Source organism: Streptomyces sp. ISL-66, from assembly GCF_018614135.1.
Taxonomy (GTDB): domain Bacteria; phylum Actinomycetota; class Actinomycetes; order Streptomycetales; family Streptomycetaceae; genus Streptomyces.
In genome coordinates this window covers 1-20,932 of sequence record NZ_JAGGOW010000149.1, presented here as the reverse complement: position 1 = coordinate 20,932, position 20,932 = coordinate 1, and the positions used below count along the sequence as shown (strand labels likewise).

Genomic DNA, 20,932 nt, shown 5'->3' with positions numbered 1-20,932 from the left:
GGCCGCCCGTCGGCCGGGGCCGGGGCCGCGCGGCCGCACCTCAGCCCTCGGTCCGGCAGACGGCGCGCTCCTCCTTGCCGTCGGGGCCGACGAGCAGGATCTGCGGGGCCGAATCGATGCGCGCGGTCGCCCGGGCCGTGCACGCCAGCTGACGGCGGGCGCGTTCGGACAGCGGCTCGACCGCGAAGGGCAGGAGGACTTTGAGGCTCTTGCCGTTGCCCTCGACGGTGATCCCCGTCGCGATGTACTCCTTGGTGTCCGGCGGCGGGAGCTCGGTGGTCAGGCCCGCCTCCCGCGCGCTGGCGCCCGGCCCGGCCAGGAGCATCCTGAGCACGACGGTGGGTGTGAGCCTGACCTGGTCGGAGACCGTCACCGGGACGAGTCCGCCGTCGGGCGCGATGAAGTACAGCAGGTCCGGGTAGGGCAGGGTGGCCAGGTTCACGGTCCCGGCGTGGCCGCTCTCGACGACCCCGGTGGTGGCGATGCTGCCGCAGCCGGTGGCGAGCAGGGCCGGGCCGATCAGCGCGGCCGCCGCGGCCAGGGCCCTGCGTACCGGGGTCATACCTGGGCCTCCAGCGGCATGTCGAGGATGAAGAGCGCTCCGCCGGCGGGGCCGTTGGCCGCGCGCAGGGTGCCGCCGTGCAGGCGGACGTTCTCCAGGGTGATGGCCAGGCCCAGGCCGCTGCCGGTGGAGCGGGTGCGGGCGGCGTCGGCCTTGAAGAAGCGGTCGAAGATGTGCGGCAGCACCTCGGGGGCGATGCCGGGCCCGCTGTCGGCGACCTCGATCAGCAGCCGGTCGTCCTCGGCCCCGGACCCGGACCCGGACCCGGTGCGGACGCTCACGCGGACCGGGGCTCCGCCGTGTTTGAGGGCGTTGCCGACGAGGTTGGCGAGGACCACGTCGAAGCGGCGCGGGTCGAGCCGGGCGCGGACGTCCGGCGGCAGATCGGTGCGCACCCGGCCGTCGGTCCAGTGGCGGCGCTCCAGCGTCTTGGTGACGGCCTCGGCCACGTCCACGTCGTCGAGGTTGAGCTCGGCGGCGCGGGCGTCGAAGCGGGATATCTCCATGAGGTCCTCGACGAGCACCGCGAGTTTGCCGGTCTCGGCACTGACGAGGCGCAGCGCCTTGGCGGTGTCGGGGTCGAGGTCCTCGGCGCCCTCGTCGAGGACCTCGGTGACGGCGAGCATCCCCGCGAGCGGGGTGCGCAGTTCGTGGGAGACGTCGGCGGCGAAGCGGCGGGCCCGGGCCTCGGCGTCGCGGAGCTCGCTCACCGACTGTTCGAGGGCGCGGGCCGTCTCGTTGAAGGTGCGGGCGAGGCCGGCGAGTTCGTCGGCGCCGCGGACCTCGATGCGGGTGTCGAGCCGGCCGCGCCCCAGGCGCTGGGCGGCCTTGCGCATGTCCCGTACCGGCCGCAGCACGCTGCGCGCCGCGAGCAGGGCCGGGATGACGGCGATCGCCAGGCCCGGGACGGCGCCCTGTTTGGCGGCGCCGACCATGGCGTCCACGGTGGTCTGCTCGGTGTCCAGGGACACGACGGCGTAGAAGACGGCGCCGGTCGCCTCCTGGCCGCCGTTGTGCTTGAAGACGGCCGGCATGCCGACGACGAGGTAGGGGTTGCCGATGCGGTCCCTCGTGCGCTGGAAGGCCCCGTGCGGGTTGGTGGTCACCTGGCGGCGGAGCTGTTCGCTGACGACGGTGGACGTGCCCACGCTCTGGTTGGAGGAGGCGCGCAGCTTTCCGTACTCCCCGTACACCGTCCAGGGGTGCGGCTGGCCCCGCTTGCCGAGCTCGCCCACGAGGCGCTGGAGTTCCTGCTGCTGCATGGGCAGCTGGGTGGTCTGGGCCTCCACCAGGTCGCGCAGGGTGCTGACGGCGGTGTCCTGGCTCTGCTGGAGGATCGCGTTGCGGGCCTGCTGGTAGGTGAGCGCGGCCGTGGTCCCCGCGCAGATGGCGGCGACGAGCAGGAAGGCGGCGATCAGCCGGGTGCGCAGGCCGAGCGGTGCGAAACGTCTCACCCGGCGCGCCTACAGCGGGCCGAAGCGGTAGCCGAAGCCGCGCACGGTCTGGATGTAGCGGGGGGCGGCCTCGGGGTCCTCGACCTTGTGGCGCAGGCGCCGTACGCAGGCGTCCACCAGGCGGGCGTCGGCGTGGTAGCTGTGGTCCCACACGTATTCGAGGAGCTGCTGACGGGAGAAGACCTGCTCGGGGGAGGCCGACAGGTGCAGCAGGAGCTTGATCTCGCTGGGGGCGAGGGGGACGCGCTCGCCGTTCTTGGCGACGGTGAGGCCCGCGCGGTCGATGGCCAGCTCGCCGTGGAACTCCACGCCCGGGCGCCCGCCGGCGGGCTCGCTCAGGCGGCGCAGCACGGCCTTGATGCGGGCTTCGATGACCTCGGTGCGGGCGGGTTTGACGATGTAGTCGTCGGCGCCCGCTTCCAGGCCGACGACTATGTCGAAGTCGTCGCCGCGCGCGGTGAGCATGATGATCGGCACCTGGCTGGTCTCGCGGATCCGCCGGCAGACCTGGACGCCGTTGATGCCGGGCAGCATGAGGTCGAGCAGGACGAGCTCGGGGTGGAAGCTCGCCATCAGGACGAGGCCGGCCTCGCCGGTCTCGGCGGCGCTCACGTCGTGGCCCCTACGGCGCAGGCCGAGGCCCACGCCCTCCCGTATGGAAGGGTCGTCCTCGATCAACAGTACGCGTGGCATCGGGTCAGTATTCCAGGGTCCTCGATCGTTCCCGTCCCGCCTTCGGCCGAGGGCGGGACGGGGAGCGGTCCGGCTGGGGGCTAATTCTTGCGGCCGGCCCTGCGGCGCGCCGAGTCGAGCAGGTCGGTGATCTCCGTCAGCCGCAGCGGCCCGGCGAGGAGGACGACGACGAGGAGGATCGCCGCGGTTCCCGCCGCGACGCCGGCGAAGTTCCCGAACCGGTCGACGGCGCGCGCGGCGCCGTAGCCGGCGGCCGCCGCGGGGGCGCAGGCGATCAGGAGCCGCAGGTGGGTCCGTACGGCGGTGTTCCGGCGTTCCGTACGGGTCCCCGCGCGCGGGCCGAGCCGGCGGGCGAGGACGTACGCGGCGGCGGCGGCGCCCGCGGTGAAGGCGATCGAGCAGGCGGCGGCCATGCCCGTGACGGCCCAGCGCGGCGGCAGCAGGAGGTACGCGGCGGCCGAGAGCCCGGCGTTGAGGGCCGCGATGACGAGGTTGAGGAAGAAGGGCGTCCGGGTGTCGGACAGGGCGTAGAAGCCGCGGGAGAGCACGTACTGCGCGGAGTACGCGATCAGGCCGGGCGCGAAGGCGGCCAGCATGCCGGCCATGACGGCCACGTCGGCGGCGTCGAGGTCTCCCCCGTGCTCGAAGACGCTGCCGATCACCCAGGGCGCGAGGGCCGCGAAGACCGCGGCGGCCGGGACGATCAGGGCGGCGCTGGAGCGCAGTGCGTAGGAGACGTCCCGCCGCACGCCGGCGAGGTCTCCGTTGGTGGCGGCGGCGCTCATCCGGGGCATGAGGGCGGTGACGAGGGAGACGGTGATGATGCCCTGCGGGACCATCCACAGCAGGTAGGCGTTGCTGTAGGCGACGTAGCCGGCGCCGCCGGCGAGGCCCGCATCGACGGCGTGCCGGCCGGTGGTGGTGGAGAGCCGGGTCACGACCCAGTAGGCGAGCTGGTTGGTCAGGACGAGCATGACGAGCCAGCCCGCGTTGCGCAGGGGGCGGGTGAGGCCGCTGCCGCGCCAGTCGAAGCGGGGGCGCCAGCGGAAGCGGGCCGCGCGCAGCGAGGGGACCAGGCCGAGGGCCTGGATGACGATGCCGGCGGTGGTGCCGATGCCGAGCAGCCGGGTCTCGGAGGCGGTCAGACCGTCGCCGGCTCCGTGGGAGACGTAGAGGAAGAGCCCGAAGACGGCTATGACGACCAGGTTGTTGAGGACCGGGGTCCACATCATCGCGCCGAACCGGCCGCGGGCGTTGAGGACCTGGCCGAGCAGCGTGAACAGCCCGTAGAAGAGGATCTGCGGGAGGCAGTACCGGGCGAGGGCGACGGTGGTGGATTCCTGGGCGCCGCTGTAGCCGGTGTACGCCGAGACGATCAGCGGGGCCGCCAGTACGGCGGCGGCGGTGATCACGAGCAGCGCGGCCGTGCACACGGTGAGCAGCCGGTCGGTGTAGGCGGCGCCGCCGTCCTCGTGCTCCTTGGCCGCGCGGACCAGCTCGGGGACGAAGACCGCGTTGAGGGCGCCGCCGATGAGCAGGATGTACAGGATGTTCGGGACGGTGTTGGCGACCGCGTAGGCGTCGCCGAGCAGTGCGGTGCCGAGGGCGACGGTGATCACGGCGGAGCGGACGAAGCCGGTGGCGCGGGAGACGATCGAGCCGGCCGCCATGAGCGCACCGCTGCGCAGCAACGAGGTCTTCCCCGATGCTGCCTTCCCGGCGTCGGCCGTCGCCGTCGCGGTGTCGGTGTCGGTGACGACGGTCACCGGCGGGCCATGTACGCCTGGAACGCCTTGTAGAGGGCCGTGTTGACACGTCCGTCCATCGAGATCTCCCACTCACCGAGGGTTTCGACGACCTGTCCGCCGGTGCCGAGCTTCCAGCGCAGCAGTCCGAAGGAGCGTTCGTCGGGGTCGAGGGTGGAGGGTACCCCGCGCATGTCGTATTCGTCCGCTCCGAGGGCATGTGCGTCACACATCATGCGCCACTGCAGGGCGTTGCTGGGGCGGACCTCTCGGCGGTGGTCGGCGGAGGCGCCGGTCTGGTACCAGACCCGGCTGCCGGCCACGATCATGGTGTGCGCGGCGAGGATCTCGCCCTGGTGGACGCCGAGGTAGAGGCGCATGCGGCCCGGCTCCTCGGCGTTCAGGGCCTCGTACTGCTGCTGGTAGTACGCGAGCGCGCGGCCGAGCGCGAAGCCGTCGCGCTCTTCGGTGATGCGCAGCAGCCGGTAGAACTCGGGCAGGTCCGCGGCGGTCCCGACGACCGTCTCGACCCCGGCCTTTTCGGCCTTGCGCACATTGCGCCGCCACTCCTGGTTCAGGCCCGCCCACAGGTCGTCGGGGGAGCGCCCGGCGAGCGGGACGCGGAAGACGTGGCGCGGCTGGGCGTCGCCGTCGTCCTCGCCGCCGCAGCGCTTCCAGCCACGGGTGCGCAGCCGGTCGGCGAGCGCGGCGCCGACGGGGTCGACCTCGGTGGCGAGCACGTCGGATATCTGCCGGCCGGGGCCCGCGCCGGACTTGACGGTGGCCGCGTCCCAGCGCCGGTAGGCGGGGGTGGGACCGATGCGGACCGCGAAGGCGCCGGACTCCCTCAGGTGGGCTTTGAGGGGGGTAAGCCAGCGGTCGACGTCCGGGTCGGCCCAGTCCGCGACGGGGCCCTCGGGGAGATAGGCGAAGTATTTGCGGGTACCCGGGAATTGGCGGTAGAGAACGAGACCGGCTCCCTCGATTTCACCGCCGGGGTAGTGCCATCCGACCCTTTCCGAGTGCCAAAGGTCCTTTACCTGGGCCCAGGACGGGTACTGGAGGAAGCTGGCCCGGCCGTGCCGGGAAAGGAATCCCTGATATTCCGGGACGGACAGGGAACGCACCGTGAGCGCCCGGCTCCCCCGCGGGTCCACAGGCCGGTTCTCACGCCGTTCCTGACGCTGGTCCATGCGCTGGTCCTGACGCTGGGGCTGCTGGAGCTGCTGCTGAGCGGGGTTCACGAGCAGTGCGCACACGGCTGATCGGCCTTCCTGTACGTCCAAATCGGGCTACGCACAGGACTCTCACAGGTGTCCATGACGGGATCGCGCGGTGATTGTGACCGGACGATGACCGTCTTGCTGCGGTCCATGTCACAACCCGGATTCCTGATCTTTTCCGCATCTCGCGCAACCTAGAGTCGTGTCGTTCGCATCTCCTTTTGCGACGATCATTACTTCGGAGGGGTTTCGTTGAGCCGCACACGCCGGGTCTTTCGGATACGCAGTCGCCACGCCGCGGTGGCGGGCGCCGCATTGCTGGCCGCCGCGCTGACCGCCTGCGGCGGTGGCGATGGTGGTGGCGGTGGCGCCGCGGGCGCCGCCGCCAAGTCGGAGACGAAGCAGAAGCCGGAGATGGCCGTCTCGGTGAACCTCACCGGCGACCAGGTCAAGGCGGGCGAGCCGGTGACCGTGACGATCGCCGACGGCAAGCTCGCGTCGGTGAAGGTGACGGACGCCAAGGGCGGGGAGCTGGCCGGGCAGATATCCGCCGACGGCAAGACCTGGAAGTCGGAGCGCAACGCCTCCGCGGGCGCCGAGTACAAGGTCGAGGCGCAGAACACCGACAGTCAGAGCGCCGCGACGACGTTCAAGACCACGGCCGCCGACAAGGTGAACAAGGTCTCGATCAACATCTCCAAGGGCAGCACCGTGGGCGTGGGTCTGCCGGTCTCGATCGTCTTCGACAACCCGGTGAAGAACAAGGCCGAGGTCGAGAAGCATCTGAAGGTCACCACCTCGGAGAACACCGAGGGTTCCTGGGGCTGGATCAAGGACTACTCGGGCAAGGACCGGGTGGACTGGCGGCCCAAGGAGTACTGGAAGTCCGGCACCGACGTGAAGGTCGACATGCACCTGAACGGCGTCGACTCCGGCCCGGGCGGCGGCATGTTCGTCAAGGACTACACCACCGAATTCAAGATCGGCAAGGACCGCCGGACGAAGGTGGACCTCGACACGAAGAAGATGTCGGTCACCGAGGACGGCCAGAGCGTCGACACCATCCCGGTCTCGGCCGGCACCCCGGGCGGCCAGAAGGCCTCCTGGAGCGGGAAGATGGTGCTGATGCTCAAGGAGGGCACGATCCGGATGAACTCCGAGACCGTGGGCCTCGGCAACGCCTACGACAAGGACGTCGACTACTCGATCCGGCTGACCTGGTCGGGCATGTACGTGCACGCCGCGCCGTGGAACAACGCCAGCTTCGGCCGCGCCAACACCAGTTCCGGCTGCGTGGGCATGAGCGACGCCAACGCCAAGACCTTCTTCGCGCAGTCCCAGGCCGGCGACCCCTTCGAGGTGGTCGGTGACGGTTCGAAGGGCAACGCGGACGTCGGCAACGGCTACGGCGAGTGGAACCTCTCGTGGGAGAAGTGGCAGACCATGAGCGCGTCGGCCGGAGCCCCGCAGAACGGCTGAGCCGCCACCGCCGACTCGACTGACCAAAGTTCAATCGTTACCACCGCGTAACTTACCCATGGGTTACTTCCGGTAAGCCCCTCCCGTTACCGTCGGGTCACTTTGACGACACCCGGCGCACGCGAGGAGCGATCGATGGTCCGTACCGTCCGCACGACCAGTACTGCGGCTGCCCTGGCAGCCGTACTGGCAGCAGCCGCCCTGGGCCTGGCCCCCCATCAGGCCCAGGCGGCGCCCGCCACACCCTCCACCGCACCGTCCACCGCCGTCTCCGACGCCTCCTCGGAGCTGCGTTTCCACGACATCCCCGGCTCCGGCGGCATCACCCTCAAGGGCAACGTCTTCACCCCGGCGGGCGCCGGGGCCGGCGCGAAGTACCCGCTGATCGTGCTCCCCACCAGCTGGGGCATGCCGCAGATCGAATACATCGCCCAGGCCAAGAAGCTCGCCGACTCCGGCTACGTGGTGGTCAGTTACACCTCCCGCGGCTTCTGGCTCTCCGGCGGCGAGATCGAGACCGCCGGGCCGGCCGACACCGCCGACGTCTCCGCCGTCATCGACTGGGCCCTCGCGACCACCCCGGCCGACGCCGAGCACATCGGCCTCGGCGGGGTCTCCTACGGCGCCGGCATCAGCCTGCTCGCCTCCGCGCGCGATCCCCGCGTCAAGGCCGTGGTCGCGCTCAGCGGCTGGGCCGACCTCATCGAATCCATCTACTCCGGCCGCACCCAGCACCTCCAGGCCGCCGGACTGCTCGGCGCCGCCGGCTACCTCACCGGCCGCCCGGGCCCCGAACTGCGGGAAATCCTCGGCGACTTCCTCGGCTCGAAGCTCGACAAGGAACCGCAGATGATCGAGTGGGGCAAGAAGCGCTCCGCCGCCGAACAGGTCGACCGGATCAACGCCAACGGCGCCGCGATCATGCTCGGCAACGCCTGGGGCGACACCGTCTTCCCGCCCAACCAGTACGCCGCGTTCTTCGAGAAGCTGACCGGCCCCAAGCGCCTGGAGTTCCGCCCCGGCGACCACGCCACCGCCGAGGGCACCGGCCTCCTCGGCCTGCCCAACGACACCTGGACCAACGCCCACCGCTGGTTCGACCGCTACCTCAAGGGCGAGCGCAACGGCGTGGACACCGAGGCCCCGGTGCAGATCAAGTCCCGCAGCAACAGCGGCTACGAGGGCTACGCGGACTGGAAGTCCGTCGGCTCCGGCGGCACCGAGAAGCTGATGCTCTCCGACAGCGAGCACCTCTTCACGGGCGTCGACTCCGGCGCCAACGGCGGGATCGTCCTGCTGTCCAGCGTCCTCGACCAGTTCGCCCAAGCGCCCCCGGTCGCGTCCATCCCGCTGCTCCCCCGCGCCTTCGCCGCCGTCTGGCAGTCACCGCGCTACGACGAGGAGCGGCGCGTGCGCGGCACGGTCAGAGTGCACACCACGCTCACGCCCACGAAGTCGGACGGCACGTTCGTCGCGTACCTCTACGACGTCGGCCCGCTCGGTCTCGGCAAGCTGATCAGCAATGCCCCGTACACCTTCCACGACAGGCCCGCCGGACAGTCCTTCGGCGTGGACCTCGACCTCTTCTCCACCGCCTACGACGTCCCGGCCGGTCACCGCCTCGCCGTGGTCGTCGACAGCGTCGACCCCCTGTACATCGAGCACAACCCGACCGGCGCGCAGCTGACCTTCTCCTCGCCGCGCACCGATCCCAGTTACGTCTCGGTACCGCTGCGCGAGCAGTGATCAACGGCTGCTGCCGGGCCGGGTGTGGCTCTCGGGGGGGCCTCGCAGGAGCGGGCCCCTGGGGTCAGACCTGGCCCGGCAGCACCGCCCCCGGTCCCGCCGGGGGGATGTCCACCGCGTCCGTCTTGGGGCTACGGCGCTGGCGCCGGGCGACCCGGGTGGCGAACCAGGACAGCAGCATGCACATCCCGATGTAGATCGGCGAGATGATCATCACGACGGGGATGAACGGCAGGTCGTAGTCGAGGTTGGAAGCGATCAGCTTGCCCGCGTGCAGGAACTCCTCGTAGGTGATCAGGAAGCCGAGCGAGGTGTCCTTCAGGGCGACCACCAGCTGGCTGATGATCGCGGGCATCATCGCGCGCACCGCCTGCGGGGCCAGGACGTACGACATCACCTGCGTCTTGCGCATGCCGAGCGCGTACGCGGCCTCGCGCTGGCCCCTGTCCACCGCGTTGATCCCGGTCCGGAAGACCTCGGCCAGCACCGAGCCGTTGTAGAGGGTCAGTCCGGCGACCAGCGCGGGCAGCGGCTGGACCTTGAGCGCGACGAAGATGAAGAAGATCATCACCAGCACCGGCATGGCCCGGAAGAACTCCACGCACAGGGTGCACAGCCAGCGCACCGGCCGGTGCGCCGAGAGCCGGCCGGTGGCGAGCACCGCGCCGAGCGCGAGCGAGAGCACCGAGGCGTAGGCGAAGGCTTTGAGGGTGTTGCCCAGCCCCTTGAGCAGCAGTTCCTGGATGCCCTCGTACTCGAAGGGGGTCCACTTGGCGGCGGTGAACTGGTCGGTGTCGAAGAGCAGGTAGAGCAGCCAGCCGAGCAGCCCGAGGATGATCACCGTCGAGGCGGTCCCGTAGAGGAAGTGGCGGCGCTGGGCGCGCGGGCCGGGCAGGTCGTAGAGGGCGGTGGATTCCAGGTCCCCGCGGAGCGCGTGCGCGGTCATCGGGCGACTCCCAGGCGCTTCTCCAGCACGTTGAAGAGCGCGCTGATGGACAGGGTGATGATCAGGTAGCCGACCGCGATCCAGACGAAGGTCCAGATGATGCTGTAGCCCAGCTCGTTGAGGGTCTTGTACGTGCCCAGCAGCTCGGTGACGCTGAAGGCCCCGGCGATCGCGGAGTTCTTGGCGAGCGCGATCAGCGTGGAGCCGATGGGCGGGATGACGGAGCGGAAGGCCTGCGGGAGCACGACGGTCCCCAGGGTCTGCCCGAAGGACATGCCGAGGCTGCGGGCCGCCTCGCCCTGCCCCTTGGGGATGGTGTTGATGCCGGAACGCAGTACCTCGCAGATGAAGGCGGAGGTGTAGCAGCCCAGCGCGAGGACGGCGAAGAGCTGGAAGGGCAGGACGATGCCGAAGCGCGGCAGGCCGAGCAGGACGGCGAAGAACAGCAGGGTGAGCGGGGTGTTGCGCAGGATGGTCACCCAGACGGTGCCGAAGGCCCGGAAGGAGCCGACGGGGGCGACCCGGAAGGCGGCCATCAGGAAGCCGAGGACCAGGGCGAGGAGCGAGGCGTAGACCGTGAGCTCGACGGTGCCGAGGAATCCCTTGCCGTAGAGCGAGAAGTTGTCGGTGAGTACGTCCATGGCGGTGTGCTCTCCCCTCAGCTCGCCGGGTAGCGGTCGATGGCGGGCGGTTTCGGAGCGGGCGAGCCGGACAGGCCGAGGGTGGCCTCGTAGGCCTTCTTCCAGTTGCCGTCCTTCTCGTTGGCGGAGAGGGCGTCGTCCAGGGCGGAGCGCAGGGCGTTGTCGGAGCGCGGGACGCCGATGCCGTAGGGCTCCTGCGAGAAGGGTTTGCCGACCACCTTGAGCTCTTCGGGGACCTTGGCCGCGTAGCCGAGCAGGATGGAGTCGTCGGTGGAGACGGCGTCGACCTGGTAGGTCAGCAGGTTGTCCACGCAGACCGAGTACGTGTCGTAGGCGACGAGCACGGCGCGGGGGAACTCCTTCTGGAGCCGCTGGTAGGGGGTGGAGCCGGCGGCCGAGCAGACCTTCTTGCCGACGAGGTCCTCGGGGCCCTTGATCCGGGTCTCGTCCTCGCGCACGAGCAGGGACTGGCCCGCGAGGTAGTAGGGGCCGGCGAAGCCGACCTGCTTCTTGCGGTTGGCGTTGATCGTGTAGGTGCCGACGTAGTAGTCGATCTGGCCGTTCTGCAGGGCCGTCTCGCGGTTGGCGGAGGCGATCGTCCGGAACTCGATGGTCTTGGGATCGAAGCCGAGCGAGGCGGACATCATCTTGGCGATCTCGATGTCGAAGCCGGAGTAGCGGCCGCTCGCGGGGTCCTTCTCCCCCATGTACGGCTGGTCCTCCTTGGCGCCGACGACGAGGTGGCCGCGCCGCTTGGCCTTCTCCCACGTCGGTGAGCCGGGCAGCTGGAAGCCGGTCGCGACCCGGTACGTCGGCAGGTCCTCGGGCTGTGGCCCCTTGACCGGGGGGCTGCCGGACTTGCCGCAGCCGGCGACGGCTCCCAGGAGCGCGAGGCCCACCGCCCAGGCGGGCAGGAACGAGGCGCGCAGGTGTCTCATCGGGCCGCCCCTCAATGCTTGAGGATCTTGGAGAGGAAGTCCTTGGCCCGGTCGCTCTCGGGGGCCGTGAAGAAGGCCTCCGGGGTCCGGTCCTCGATGATCCTCCCGTCGGCCATGAACACGACGCGGTTGGCGGCGGAGCGGGCGAAGCCCATCTCGTGGGTGACCACGACCATGGTCATGCCCTCGGCGGCGAGCTGCTGCATGACCTCCAGCACCTCGTTGATCATCTCCGGGTCGAGCGCGGAGGTGGGTTCGTCGAAGAGCAGGGCCTTCGGGCTCATGGCGAGCGCGCGGGCGATGGCCACGCGCTGCTGCTGGCCACCGGAGAGCTGGGCCGGGAACTTCTCGGCCTGGTTGGCGAGGCCGACCCGCTCCAGCAGTTCCCGGGAACGCTTGTCGGCCTCGTCCTTCTTGCGCCCCCGCACCTTGACCTGGGCGAGCGAGACGTTGGCGAGGACCGTCTTGTGCGCGAAGAGGTTGAAGGACTGGAACACCATGCCCACGTCCGCGCGGAGTGCCGCGAGCTCCTTGCCCTCGGCGGGCAGCGGCTTGCCGTCGAGCGTGATGGTGCCCGATTCGATGGTCTCCAGCCGGTTGATCGCACGGCACAGGGTGGATTTCCCGGAGCCGGAGGGGCCGATGACCACCACCACCTCCCCGCGGCCGACGGTGAGGTTGATGTCCTGGAGGACGTGCAGTTGTCCGAAGTGCTTGTTGACGTCCCGCAGCTCGATCAACGGATCGACGGCCATACGCTGCCCTGCCCACTTGTCGGTGTGTCGAGGTCAGCGCAAACTATCCAGCCGCGGAAGGGCACTTCGCCTCGACACGCCTAAAAGCCACATAAAGCCCGGCGAGGTCAGCCTTCCGAGGCTTCCGCGTACGCCTGGCTGAGCTCGGGGGAGCCGGTCATGGCCCAGGACACCCCTGACTCGACCACGTTCAGCTCGCGGCCCGATGCCAGCCGGATCATCGGCTGGCCGTTGGGCCACACCTGCCAGCCGGCGCCCGGGATGGCCCGGATGATCACGGTCCCGAGGTAGAACCCCGCGTCGTTGCCGAGCCACGGGGTGATCTCCGGATCCCGGCGCCAGCGCGGCATCAGCTGGTCGAGCTCCTCCAACGAGCGCGGGCTCTCGTCGAGTTCGAGCCCGGCCGATCGCGCGTGGGCGCGCAACATCTCGCATTCCGCGAACAACTCGTTGATGCCCTCGGGGTCCTCCGCGAGGGCAGCGGCAAGCCTTCCCGCACCCTGTTCCGTGTCGTGCCGGCTGCGCCAGTTGCCCAGGAAGGGGATGTTCATGGCCCCAGCCTGACACCAGGATCCCCGGTGGGCGACAGGACGCGCCTGCACTGTGACAGATCGGGAGCCGTCCCGGCCCCCGTCCTTCCGTCCCCCGGGCGCCCGTCCCGGGGCTTCGGGGCTCAGAGCTTCAGCGTCCTACAGCTTCAGGTCGACGACGACCGGCGCGTGGTCGGAGGCGCCCTTGCCCTTGCGCTCCTCGCGGTCCACGTAGGAGTCGGTGACCGCCCCGGTGAACGCCGCGTTCCCGTAGACCAGATCGATGCGCATGCCCCTGTTCTTGGGGAAGGCGAGCATCCGGTAGTCCCAGAAGGTGTACGGCCGGTCGTACTTGAGGGCGCGCGGGAAGACGTCGGAGAGCCCGACCGCCCGCAGCGCCTCCAGGGCGGTCCGCTCGGCCGGGCTGACGTGGGTGGCGCCCTCGAAAACGGACGGGTCGTAGACGTCCTCGTCGGTCGGGGCCACGTTGAAGTCGCCGAGCACCGCGAACGGGCGCTCGCCCGCCGCGTCCTCGGCCACGGCCGCGGCCAGGGCCCGGAACCAGTCCAGCTTGTAGCCGTAGTGGTCGTGCGCGACCTCGCGCCCGTTGGGCACGTACACCGACCACAGGCGCACCCCGCCGCAGGTGGCGGAGATGGCGCGGGGCTCCTGGACGCCTTCGTAGTCGGGCCCCTCGCTCAGGCCGAGGACCACGTCCGCCAGGCCCACCTTGGAGACCAGGGCCACGCCGTTCCACCGGCCGGTGGCGTTGACGGCCGCCTCGTAGCCCAGCTCGCGCAGCTCCGCGTGCGGGAACTGTTCCGCGGAGCACTTGGTCTCCTGGACGCACAGGACGTCGGTGCCGGAGCTTTCCAGCCAGGCCAGCAGGCGCGGCAGCCGGGCGGTGATCGAGTTGACGTTGTAGGTGGCGATACGCATGCGTCCCAACCTACCGCCCGGCGCCGACAGTCACAGGTCCGCGGACTCCCCGGCGGTGAGTCGTGTGTGCGGGGAGCCCGCGAGGGCTTCCAGCGTGAAGTCGTAGACGGGGCGGGCGAGGTCCGCGAGGTAGGCGTCGTGGATGTCGATGGCCACGCGCGGCTTGACCGCGCGGACGTAGTCGACGACCTCGCCGATCTTGTTCCAGGGCGCGTGGACCGGGAGCATCAGGGTGTCGACGGGGGCGTCGGGCACCGTCAGCGCGTCCCCGGGGTGGAAGAGCGAGCCGTCCACGAGGTAGCCGACGTTGGTGACCCGCGGCATGTCCGGGTGGATCTCGGCGTGCAGCTCGCCGTGGACCTGGACCTCGAAGCCGGCGGCGCTGAAGGTGTCGCCGTGGCCGACGGTGTGCACGCGTCCCGGATAGGCCGGGGCCAGTTTCTCGGCGACGCTGCGCAGGGTCCACACCCGGGCGGCCGGGTTGGCGTCGAGGGCGGCGCGCAGCCGGCCCTCCTCGAAGTGGTCGGGGTGCTCGTGGGTGACGAGCAGGACGTCCGCGCCCAGGCCCGCGTCCGGTTCGCTGAAGGCGCCCGGGTCGATGACGAGCGTGTGCCCGTCCTTCTCCAGCTGGACGCAGGAGTGCAGCCGCTTGGTGAGCTTCATGATCCAAGGCTAACCGCGCGGCCGCCGGCCCGTACGGGAAGACCCCGGCTCGTGCGGCGGCTGGCACTCGCCGCCGGCCTGAAGACGGAACCGGCTGGATTCGAACCAGCGTCCTCGCGATTTTGGAGACCGCGCGCGACGACCTCTGCGCTACGGCTCCGCCCCCGGTCGGCACCGTACCCGGCCTACGGGACCGCCGTGGAGACCACGTACACCTTGGGGTTCGTCGGTTTGGTGAGGTCCACGGTGATGTCCCGGGTCGGCCGGGGGTCCGGAGCGTCGAGGGTGATCCCGTACCAGTCGTGCTTCGGGTTCCAGCTCCAGCCCGCGACGTGGGCGTCCTCCGGGGAGACCGAGACCCCCGGGGTGAGCGCCTGACGGTCGGTGCCGACTCCGGCGAGGAACTCGTCGAGTTCCTTCGCGGAGAGCCCGAACTGCATGTACAGGCGGCTGGTGTGCCAGTTGTTGGTCTCCAGGTACCCGACCCGCGAGGCCATCAGCGGGACCGGGAGCTCGTAGATGCTGCGCTGCACCTTGGAGGGCCAGGCCGTACGCACCTTCGCGGCGCCGACCTTGGCGGCCTTGTCGCGGCCGCTCTGGCGGCTCTGCTGCGCGGAGACGGCGAGGTAGCCCGCCGGGACGCCGACCAGCAGCAGGATGATGATCGCGGTGATCCAGCGGCGCCTGACCACGTGCTCGCGGGCCTCGGCGGGGCTCGGCGCGGCGGGGCCTTCGTCGGGGGACGGGGCCTGGCGGGGCAGAGTGGGCGGTGTCACTGCGTTTCCTGCTCTTCGGGGCCGGTGGTGTCGCGCCGGCCGAACTGCGCGTAGCGCTCGTACCGCTCGACGCGCCGGCGCGTGGCGCGGCGGAAGCGCCGGGCGACGAGCCGGGAGAGGTCGGCCGCGCCGACCATGCCCGCCTCGGGTCCGAGCTGCGCCTTGGCGATACGGGCCTCCGGGCGGTAGCCGCGGCCCGTGAGGTGGCGACGGAAGGCGTCGCGGGCGGGGCCGATCAGCAGGTCGTCGGCGGCGCTGACGCCGCCGCCGATGACGAAGCAGGAGGGGTCGAGGGCGGCGGCGAGATTGGCGATGCCGACGCCGAGCCACTGGCCGATGTCCTGGAGGAGCTCGACGCACATGGCGTCGCCCTCGCGGGCCAGCTCGGTGACGAGCGGCCCGGTGATCTCCTGGACGTTTCCGCCGACCCGGGCGATGAGGTTGTGCGCGACCGGGGAGTCGGCGGCGGCCAGCTCGCGCGCCTCGCGCACCAGGGCGTTGCCGGAGCTGTACTGCTCCCAGCAGCCGCGGTTGCCGCAGGGGCAGCGGTGGCCGCCGGGGACCACCTGCATGTGGCCGAACTCGCCGGCGACCCCGTAGCGGCCGCGCTTGACCTGGCCGCCTTCGAGGATGGCCCCGCCGATGCCGGTGCCCAGCGTGATCATGACGAGGTGGTCCTCGCCGCGTCCGGCTCCGAAGCGCCATTCGGCCCAGGCGGCGGTGTTGGCGTCGTTGTCGACCATGACGGGGACCGCGAGCCGGGACTGGAGGGCGTCGCGCAGCGGCTCGTCGCGCCAGGCGAGGTGCGGGGCGAACAGGACGCGGGAGCGGTCGGCGTCGACCCAGCCGGCCGCGCCGATGCCCACCGCGTGCACGTCGTGCCGGTCGGAGAGGTCCAGGACCAGCTCGACGATGGTGTCCTCGACGACCTTGGGGCTCTTGGACTTGTCGGGGGTCTCGGTCCGGATCTTCTCCAGGATGACCCCGTCGGCGTCGACGACGCCCGCCATCACCTTGGTGCCGCCGATGTCGATGCCGACGGTCGGCACGCGCGGAGCGGTCAGGTGCGACCTGCGCTCACGGGTTCCGATGGTCCGCAGGACGGTGCCCCGCGCCGCCCCCCGGTGGGCGAGCGTGAAGTCCCGGTACGTGCTCATCGAGTCCTGTCGTCCCTCATGGTGCGGTGGTGCCCGCGGTGGGGCCGGATGCGTTGTCAGGACCTGATTCTGCCACTCGCTCCAGTTCGTGGCTCAGTTCGTCGAGCTCGGACCCGCCCGCCATCTGCCGCGTGAGCTCGTCCAGGGTGATCGAGTCGCGCGTGTGGCTGCCGGCCATGGTGCCGCGCTTGAGCAGCACGAACCGGTCCCCGACCAAGTGCGCGTGGTGCGGGTTGTGCGTGATCAGGACGACTCCGAGACCCGCGTCCCGGGCCGCGGCGACGTACTTGAGGACCACGCCGGACTGTTTGACGCCGAGGGCCGCGGTCGGCTCGTCCAGTACGAGGACCTTCGCGCCGAAGTACACGGCGCGGGCGATGGCCACGCACTGGCGTTCGCCGCCGGACAGGGTGCCGATGGGCTGGTCCACGTCCCGCAGGTCGATGCCCATGCGCAGGAGCTCGGCGCGGGTGGTCGCGCGCATGAGGTCCACGTCGAGGCGGCGGAAGGGGCCGCGGCCCTTGGTGGGCTCGGAGCCGAGGAAGAAGTTCCGCCAGACGGGCATCAGCGGGACGACGGCGAGGTCCTGGTAGACGGTGGCGATGCCGCGGTCGAGGGCGGCCCGCGGGTTGGCGAGCACGGTCTCCTCGCCCTCGATCTCGAAGGTGCCGGCGTCGTGCCGGTGCAGCCCCGCGATGATCTTGATGAGAGTGGATTTGCCGGCGCCGTTGTCCCCGAGGACACAGGTGATCTCGCCGGCCGAGACCTCCAGGGAGACGCCCTGGAGGGCGCGGATGTTGCCGTAGTACTTGCTGACGTCGGTCAGCTTCACCAGCGCGGTCGCGGTGGGGGCGCCGGTGGTCTTCGTCGTGGTCGTCACTTCGCCTCCGCCCGCTTGCGGACCCATGCGTTGAGCAGCGTGGCCAGCAGCAGCATCGCGCCCAGGAAGAATTTGAACCAGTCCGGATTCCACTGCGCGTACACGATGCCGTTGCTGGTCATGCCGAAGATGAAGGCGCCCACGGCGGAGCCGATGGCCGAGCCGTAGCCGCCGGTCATCAGACAGCCGCCGATGACGGCCGCGATGATGTACAGGAACTCGTTGCCGACTCCTTCGCCCGACTGGACCACGTCGAACGAGAAGAGGATGTGCTGCCCGGAGATCCAGGCGCACAGTGCGACGCCCATGTACAGGCCGATGCGGGTCTTCACGACCGGGACGCCGGTCGCCCGGGCCGCGTCCGCGCCGCCGCCGACGGCGAAGATCCAGTTCCCGGCGCGGGTGCGCAGCAGGACCCAGGTGGCCACGGCGACCAGGGCCAGCCACCACAGGACGGTGACCTTGAGGGTGACCGGGCCGATGGTCCACTGCGAGGCGAAGAGGGAGCGGGCCGACTCGAAGCCCTCCATGTCGGCGATGGTCTTGGTGGAGACCGAGCCGCTGAGCAGCTTGGTGAAACCGAGGTTCAGACCGGTCAGCATCAGGAAGGTGCCGAGCGTGATGATGAAGCTCGGCAGCTTCGTACGGGTCAGCATGAACCCGTTGAAGAACCCGATCGCCAGGGTGACCAGCAACGATACGAGGACGCCGACCCAGACGTTGGCGGTCATCTGGTAGCTGAACATCGAGCTGAGCAGTGCCGAGGTCGTGACCATGACGCCGGCGGACAGGTCGAACTCGCCGCCGATCATGAGCAGGGCCACGGGGACGGCCATGATGCCGATCGTGGAGGCCGAGTACAGGATCGTGCTCAGGCTGGAGGCCCGCAGGAAGCTGTCGGCGGCGAAGGAGAAGAAGACGAAGACGGCGGCCGCGCCGACGACCGCGCCCAGTTCGGGGCGGCCGAGCAGGCGGCGCAGCAGCGAGGCGGGCGCCAGCCGTTCGTCCGCGAGGGCCGGTGCGGGGGCAGGGGCGGGGGCCGGTGCGGGCAGCTTCATCGGCTGCCCCGCTTGATGAACTCCTCCAGCTTGGCGGCCTCGGCGGCCGTCACGATCTGGGGCCCGGTGAGAACCGGGCGGCCGCCGCCGAGCACGTCGGCGTTGTAGCGGTAGAGCCAGAGCAGGTCGACCGCCTCGTAGCCCTGGAGGTACGGCTGCTGGTCGACGGCGAAACCGAGGGCGCCGGACTTGAGGTCGCGGGCCACGGATTCGTTCAGGTCGAAGGTGTCGACCTCGGCCTCGCTGCCTGCCGCGTCCTTCGCCTTGACGGCGGTGGGGGCGAAGGGCGCGCCGAGGGTGAGGATCGCGTCGATGGACGGGTCGGCCTGCAGTTTGGCCTGGAGGGCGGCCTGGACGGACGGCATGTTGGTGCCCTCCACGTACAGGTTCTCCAGGCTGCCGCCGAAGGTCTTCTTCGCTCCGGCGCAGCGCTGCTCGTGGCCGACGTTGCCCTGCTCGTGCAGGACGCAGACGGCCTTCTTCCTGCCGCGCCGCGTCAGCTCCGTGCCGACCGCCTCGCCGGCGATCTCCTCGTCCTGGCCGATGTGGGTGAGCGCCCCGTACTCGGCGGACTGGGCGGATCCGGAGTTGACCGTGATCACCGGGATGCCCGCCTTGACGGCCTTGGCGAGGACGTCCTTGAGGGCCTCGGGCTTGGCGAGGGAGACGATCAGCCCGTCGACCTTCTGGTCGATGGCGTTCTGGACGAACTGGGCCTGCTGCTGCGCCTGGTCGTCGTGGGCGTAGACGAAGTTGATGTTGTCCTTCGCCGCGGCCTCCTTGGCGCCCTTCTGCACGATGTCCCAGAAGGTGTCGCCATCGCCCGCGTGCGTGACCATCGCGACGGTCCAGCGCTGGGTGGATACGGCGGGCCGGCCCGCCTCGGCCTTCGCCCGCTCCTCGGCACGCTTGCCGCCCGTACTGCTGCAGCCCACGAGGGAGGCTCCCAGTACCGCCGCGAGCACCGCGCCCACGACGCGTACCCCTGTCCGAACCCTAGCCACGTCTGCCGTGCCTTTCGCTTGTCCTGCCGCCGCCGCGGTCGTGCCGCCGCGCTGTCGTGCCGCCGCTGTCGTGTCGCCGCCGCTGTCCTGCCACCGCGCTGTCGTGCCGCAGCCGTCCTGCCACGGCGCTGTCGTGCCGCCGCAGCTGTTCCGCAGCCGCCCAGTATCCGTCACAGTGCACCACGCAAGGTCATCGGGGCCATCTCGGACCCAACGGGACACAGCCGGGCAGATTGACAGCTCCCCCGGACGGGGTCACGTTGAGTGCATGCGCATCGGGCTCATCGGAACGGGCCGCATCGGTTCCTTCCACGCGGCGGCGCTGGCCAGGTGGCCGGACGCGGGCTCGCTGCTGCTCGCCGACGCCGAGCCCGGGCGGGCGGCCCGGCTGGCCGACCGGCTCGGGGCCACGGCCGCGCCCGGCGTCGACCAGGTCTTCAGCTGGGGCGTGGACGCGCTGGTGGTGACCTGCGCCACCGAGGGCCACGCGGAGCTGGTCGTACGGGCGGTCCGCCGCGGCCTGCCGGTGTTCTGCGAGAAGCCGCTCGCCCCGGACCTCGCGCGCGGCCTGGCGGTGCTGCGCGAGGTGGCGGCGGTCGGCGGGGTGCTCCAGGTGGGCTTCATGCGCCGCTTCGACGCGGGCTACGGCACGGCGCGCGAGCTGGTCCGCTCCGGGGCTCTGGGCCGGCTGCACACCGTACGGACCGTGACCGCCGATCCGGCGCCGCCGACCGCCGCGTACCTGGCGACCTCCGGCGGGCTCTTCCGCGACTGCCTCGTGCACGACTTCGACGCGGTCCGCTGGGTGACCGGGCGCGAGGTGACCGAGGTGTACGCGACCGGATCGGACGCGGGACCGCCCCGCTTCCGGGAGACGGGCGACGTCGACACCGCCGCGGCCGTCCTCACCCTGGACGACGGGACGCTGGTCACGTGCAGCGGTACGCGGTGCAACGGCGCCGGGTACGACGTACGGATGGAGCTGGCCGGGGAGCTGGACCAGATCTCCACCGGACTGGACGACCGTACGCCGATCGCCTCGGCCGAGCCGCACGGCCCTCCCCCGGCGACCAAGCCCTGGTCGGGGTTCCTGGAACGGTTCGCCCCCGCCTACGAGGCGGAGCTGGCGGCCTTCGTCCGGCTGGTGCGCGGCGAGGGACCCAACGCGTGCGACGGCCCCGAGGCGCTCGCGGCGTTCCGGGTCGCGGAGGCGTGCGAGCGCTCGCGGCGGGAGCGGCGCCCGGTGCCGATGGAGGAGCTCCCGGACCTGTAAGCCTCCCGGCGTCCCCGTACTGAGGTCCAGATCTGGCATGGGGTCACCCTAAGACTTGATCCGCAATTCACCAGAGGGGGTGAGTTGTGGACTGCACGCGGTGCGGGGGCCGGGCGCTCCAGCGTGGTCACCTTGCGGTGTCTCATCTGGGGTTGCTCGGTCTCGCGTTCCGGCGGTTCGGTGAGCAGAGGTCCCGCGTTGCCGGGGGACTGCCACGCGACCAGCGCCCCGGGGGGTGTTCTGGCACGGTGTGGTTGACTCAGCCAGCGCTTCTTCTAGCGCTTCATCGAAAACGATCTGTGCGTGCCGGGACATCGTGGTGTCCAGGTACGCGGTCTTGGGGTCGTCCACGTCGGTGAGGCGGACGAACGCGGCGAGGGCGGCGGAGACGAGGTCTCGCTTCCCTTTGAGGCCGCAGGCGATGCACTTGTGCTCACGGTCCCGCAGCGTCTTGTTGCCGCGTGCGCCAC

20 protein-coding genes and 1 tRNA gene are annotated in these 20,932 nt (G+C 70.8%); 3 read left to right on the top strand and 18 right to left on the bottom strand.

Translation table 11 applies throughout. The features are described from left to right. Window positions 1-40: 40 nt before the first annotated feature. The 5 genes from J7E97_RS27065 to J7E97_RS27045 all read right to left on the bottom strand — a co-directional run bounded on the left by J7E97_RS27065 (window position 41) and on the right by J7E97_RS27045 (window position 5,713). Entirely contained in the window at window positions 41-562 is a 522-nt protein-coding gene (locus J7E97_RS27065) for a hypothetical protein (protein WP_215032385.1), read from the bottom strand. Beyond that, on the bottom strand, window positions 559-2,016 hold the full coding sequence (locus tag J7E97_RS27060; protein ID WP_215032382.1) for a HAMP domain-containing sensor histidine kinase: 1,458 nt from the start codon (window positions 2,014-2,016) through the stop codon (window positions 559-561). The genes J7E97_RS27065 and J7E97_RS27060 overlap by 4 nt, the downstream gene beginning before the upstream one ends. A 9-nt stretch (window positions 2,017-2,025) precedes the next feature. Then, window positions 2,026-2,709 (bottom strand): response regulator transcription factor, encoded by a 684-nt coding sequence (locus J7E97_RS27055; RefSeq protein WP_215032379.1) that lies wholly within the window; start codon window positions 2,707-2,709, stop codon window positions 2,026-2,028. 80 nt (window positions 2,710-2,789) lie between these two features. Then, a complete protein-coding gene (murJ, locus tag J7E97_RS27050; protein ID WP_374224247.1) occupies window positions 2,790-4,475 on the bottom strand; it encodes a murein biosynthesis integral membrane protein MurJ in 1,686 nt (561 codons plus the stop codon). Further along, the gene (locus tag J7E97_RS27045; protein WP_374224246.1) at window positions 4,472-5,713 is read right to left on the bottom strand and encodes a lipid II:glycine glycyltransferase FemX; all 1,242 of its coding nucleotides are present in this window, start codon (window positions 5,711-5,713) and stop codon (window positions 4,472-4,474) included. Before J7E97_RS27045 ends, murJ begins: the two co-directional genes overlap by 4 nt. A 216-nt stretch (window positions 5,714-5,929) precedes the next feature. Here J7E97_RS27045 and J7E97_RS27040 point away from each other — a divergent pair, with 216 nt between their 5' ends. Beyond that, window positions 5,930-7,156 carry an Ig-like domain-containing protein gene (locus J7E97_RS27040; RefSeq protein ID WP_251055221.1) on the top strand — a complete coding sequence of 409 codons (1,227 nt, stop codon included), beginning with the start codon at window positions 5,930-5,932 and terminating at the stop codon, window positions 7,154-7,156. A 135-nt stretch (window positions 7,157-7,291) separates the two neighbouring features. Then, entirely contained in the window at window positions 7,292-8,902 is a 1,611-nt protein-coding gene (locus J7E97_RS27035; protein WP_215032373.1) for an alpha/beta fold hydrolase, read from the top strand. Between the two features lie 64 nt (window positions 8,903-8,966). Here J7E97_RS27035 and J7E97_RS27030 read toward each other — a convergent pair whose 3' ends face one another. From J7E97_RS27030 to J7E97_RS26970, 13 genes are all read right to left on the bottom strand, one after another. Then, entirely contained in the window at window positions 8,967-9,848 is an 882-nt protein-coding gene (locus J7E97_RS27030; RefSeq protein WP_215032369.1) for an amino acid ABC transporter permease, read from the bottom strand. Further along, window positions 9,845-10,489, bottom strand: a complete 645-nt coding sequence (locus J7E97_RS27025; protein WP_215032367.1) for an amino acid ABC transporter permease — start codon at window positions 10,487-10,489, stop codon at window positions 9,845-9,847. The genes J7E97_RS27030 and J7E97_RS27025 overlap by 4 nt, the downstream gene beginning before the upstream one ends. 17 nt (window positions 10,490-10,506) lie before the next feature. Further along, window positions 10,507-11,427: a glutamate ABC transporter substrate-binding protein gene (locus J7E97_RS27020; protein WP_215032365.1), complete on the bottom strand. Its 921-nt coding sequence runs from the start codon at window positions 11,425-11,427 to the stop codon at window positions 10,507-10,509. Between the two features lie 11 nt (window positions 11,428-11,438). Next, window positions 11,439-12,182 (bottom strand): amino acid ABC transporter ATP-binding protein, encoded by a 744-nt coding sequence (locus J7E97_RS27015; RefSeq protein ID WP_215032363.1) that lies wholly within the window; start codon window positions 12,180-12,182, stop codon window positions 11,439-11,441. Between the two features lie 107 nt (window positions 12,183-12,289). Beyond that, complete coding sequence (locus tag J7E97_RS27010) at window positions 12,290-12,733, bottom strand: DUF6278 family protein (protein WP_215032361.1); 444 nt, start codon at window positions 12,731-12,733, stop codon at window positions 12,290-12,292. Window positions 12,734-12,871: 138 nt separating this feature from the next. Beyond that, complete coding sequence (locus J7E97_RS27005; RefSeq protein WP_215032359.1) at window positions 12,872-13,651, bottom strand: exodeoxyribonuclease III; 780 nt, start codon at window positions 13,649-13,651, stop codon at window positions 12,872-12,874. Window positions 13,652-13,681: 30 nt separating this feature from the next. Then, a complete protein-coding gene (locus tag J7E97_RS27000; RefSeq protein WP_215032357.1) occupies window positions 13,682-14,314 on the bottom strand; it encodes an MBL fold metallo-hydrolase in 633 nt (210 codons plus the stop codon). An 85-nt stretch (window positions 14,315-14,399) separates the two neighbouring features. Further along, window positions 14,400-14,474 (bottom strand) — tRNA-Trp (locus tag J7E97_RS26995). A 25-nt stretch (window positions 14,475-14,499) separates the two neighbouring features. Further along, a complete protein-coding gene (locus J7E97_RS26990; protein WP_215032354.1) occupies window positions 14,500-15,090 on the bottom strand; it encodes a hypothetical protein in 591 nt (196 codons plus the stop codon). Then, window positions 15,087-16,247, bottom strand: coding sequence for an ROK family glucokinase (locus tag J7E97_RS26985; RefSeq protein WP_215032351.1), 1,161 nt, complete (start codon window positions 16,245-16,247; stop codon window positions 15,087-15,089). The genes J7E97_RS26990 and J7E97_RS26985 overlap by 4 nt, the downstream gene beginning before the upstream one ends. Window positions 16,248-16,263: 16 nt before the next feature. Further along, a complete protein-coding gene (locus J7E97_RS26980; protein WP_251055220.1) occupies window positions 16,264-17,154 on the bottom strand; it encodes an ATP-binding cassette domain-containing protein in 891 nt (296 codons plus the stop codon). Next, the gene (locus tag J7E97_RS26975) at window positions 17,124-18,185 is read right to left on the bottom strand and encodes an ABC transporter permease (protein WP_215032347.1); all 1,062 of its coding nucleotides are present in this window, start codon (window positions 18,183-18,185) and stop codon (window positions 17,124-17,126) included. The genes J7E97_RS26980 and J7E97_RS26975 overlap by 31 nt, the downstream gene beginning before the upstream one ends. Next, a complete protein-coding gene (locus J7E97_RS26970; RefSeq protein ID WP_215032345.1) occupies window positions 18,182-19,189 on the bottom strand; it encodes a sugar ABC transporter substrate-binding protein in 1,008 nt (335 codons plus the stop codon). Before J7E97_RS26970 ends, J7E97_RS26975 begins: the two co-directional genes overlap by 4 nt. A gap of 268 nt (window positions 19,190-19,457) precedes the next feature. Between J7E97_RS26970 and J7E97_RS26965 the strand changes: the two genes are divergently transcribed. Continuing rightward, the gene (locus tag J7E97_RS26965) at window positions 19,458-20,462 is read left to right on the top strand and encodes a Gfo/Idh/MocA family oxidoreductase (RefSeq protein ID WP_215032343.1); all 1,005 of its coding nucleotides are present in this window, start codon (window positions 19,458-19,460) and stop codon (window positions 20,460-20,462) included. The last annotated feature ends 470 nt before the right edge of the window (window positions 20,463-20,932 follow it).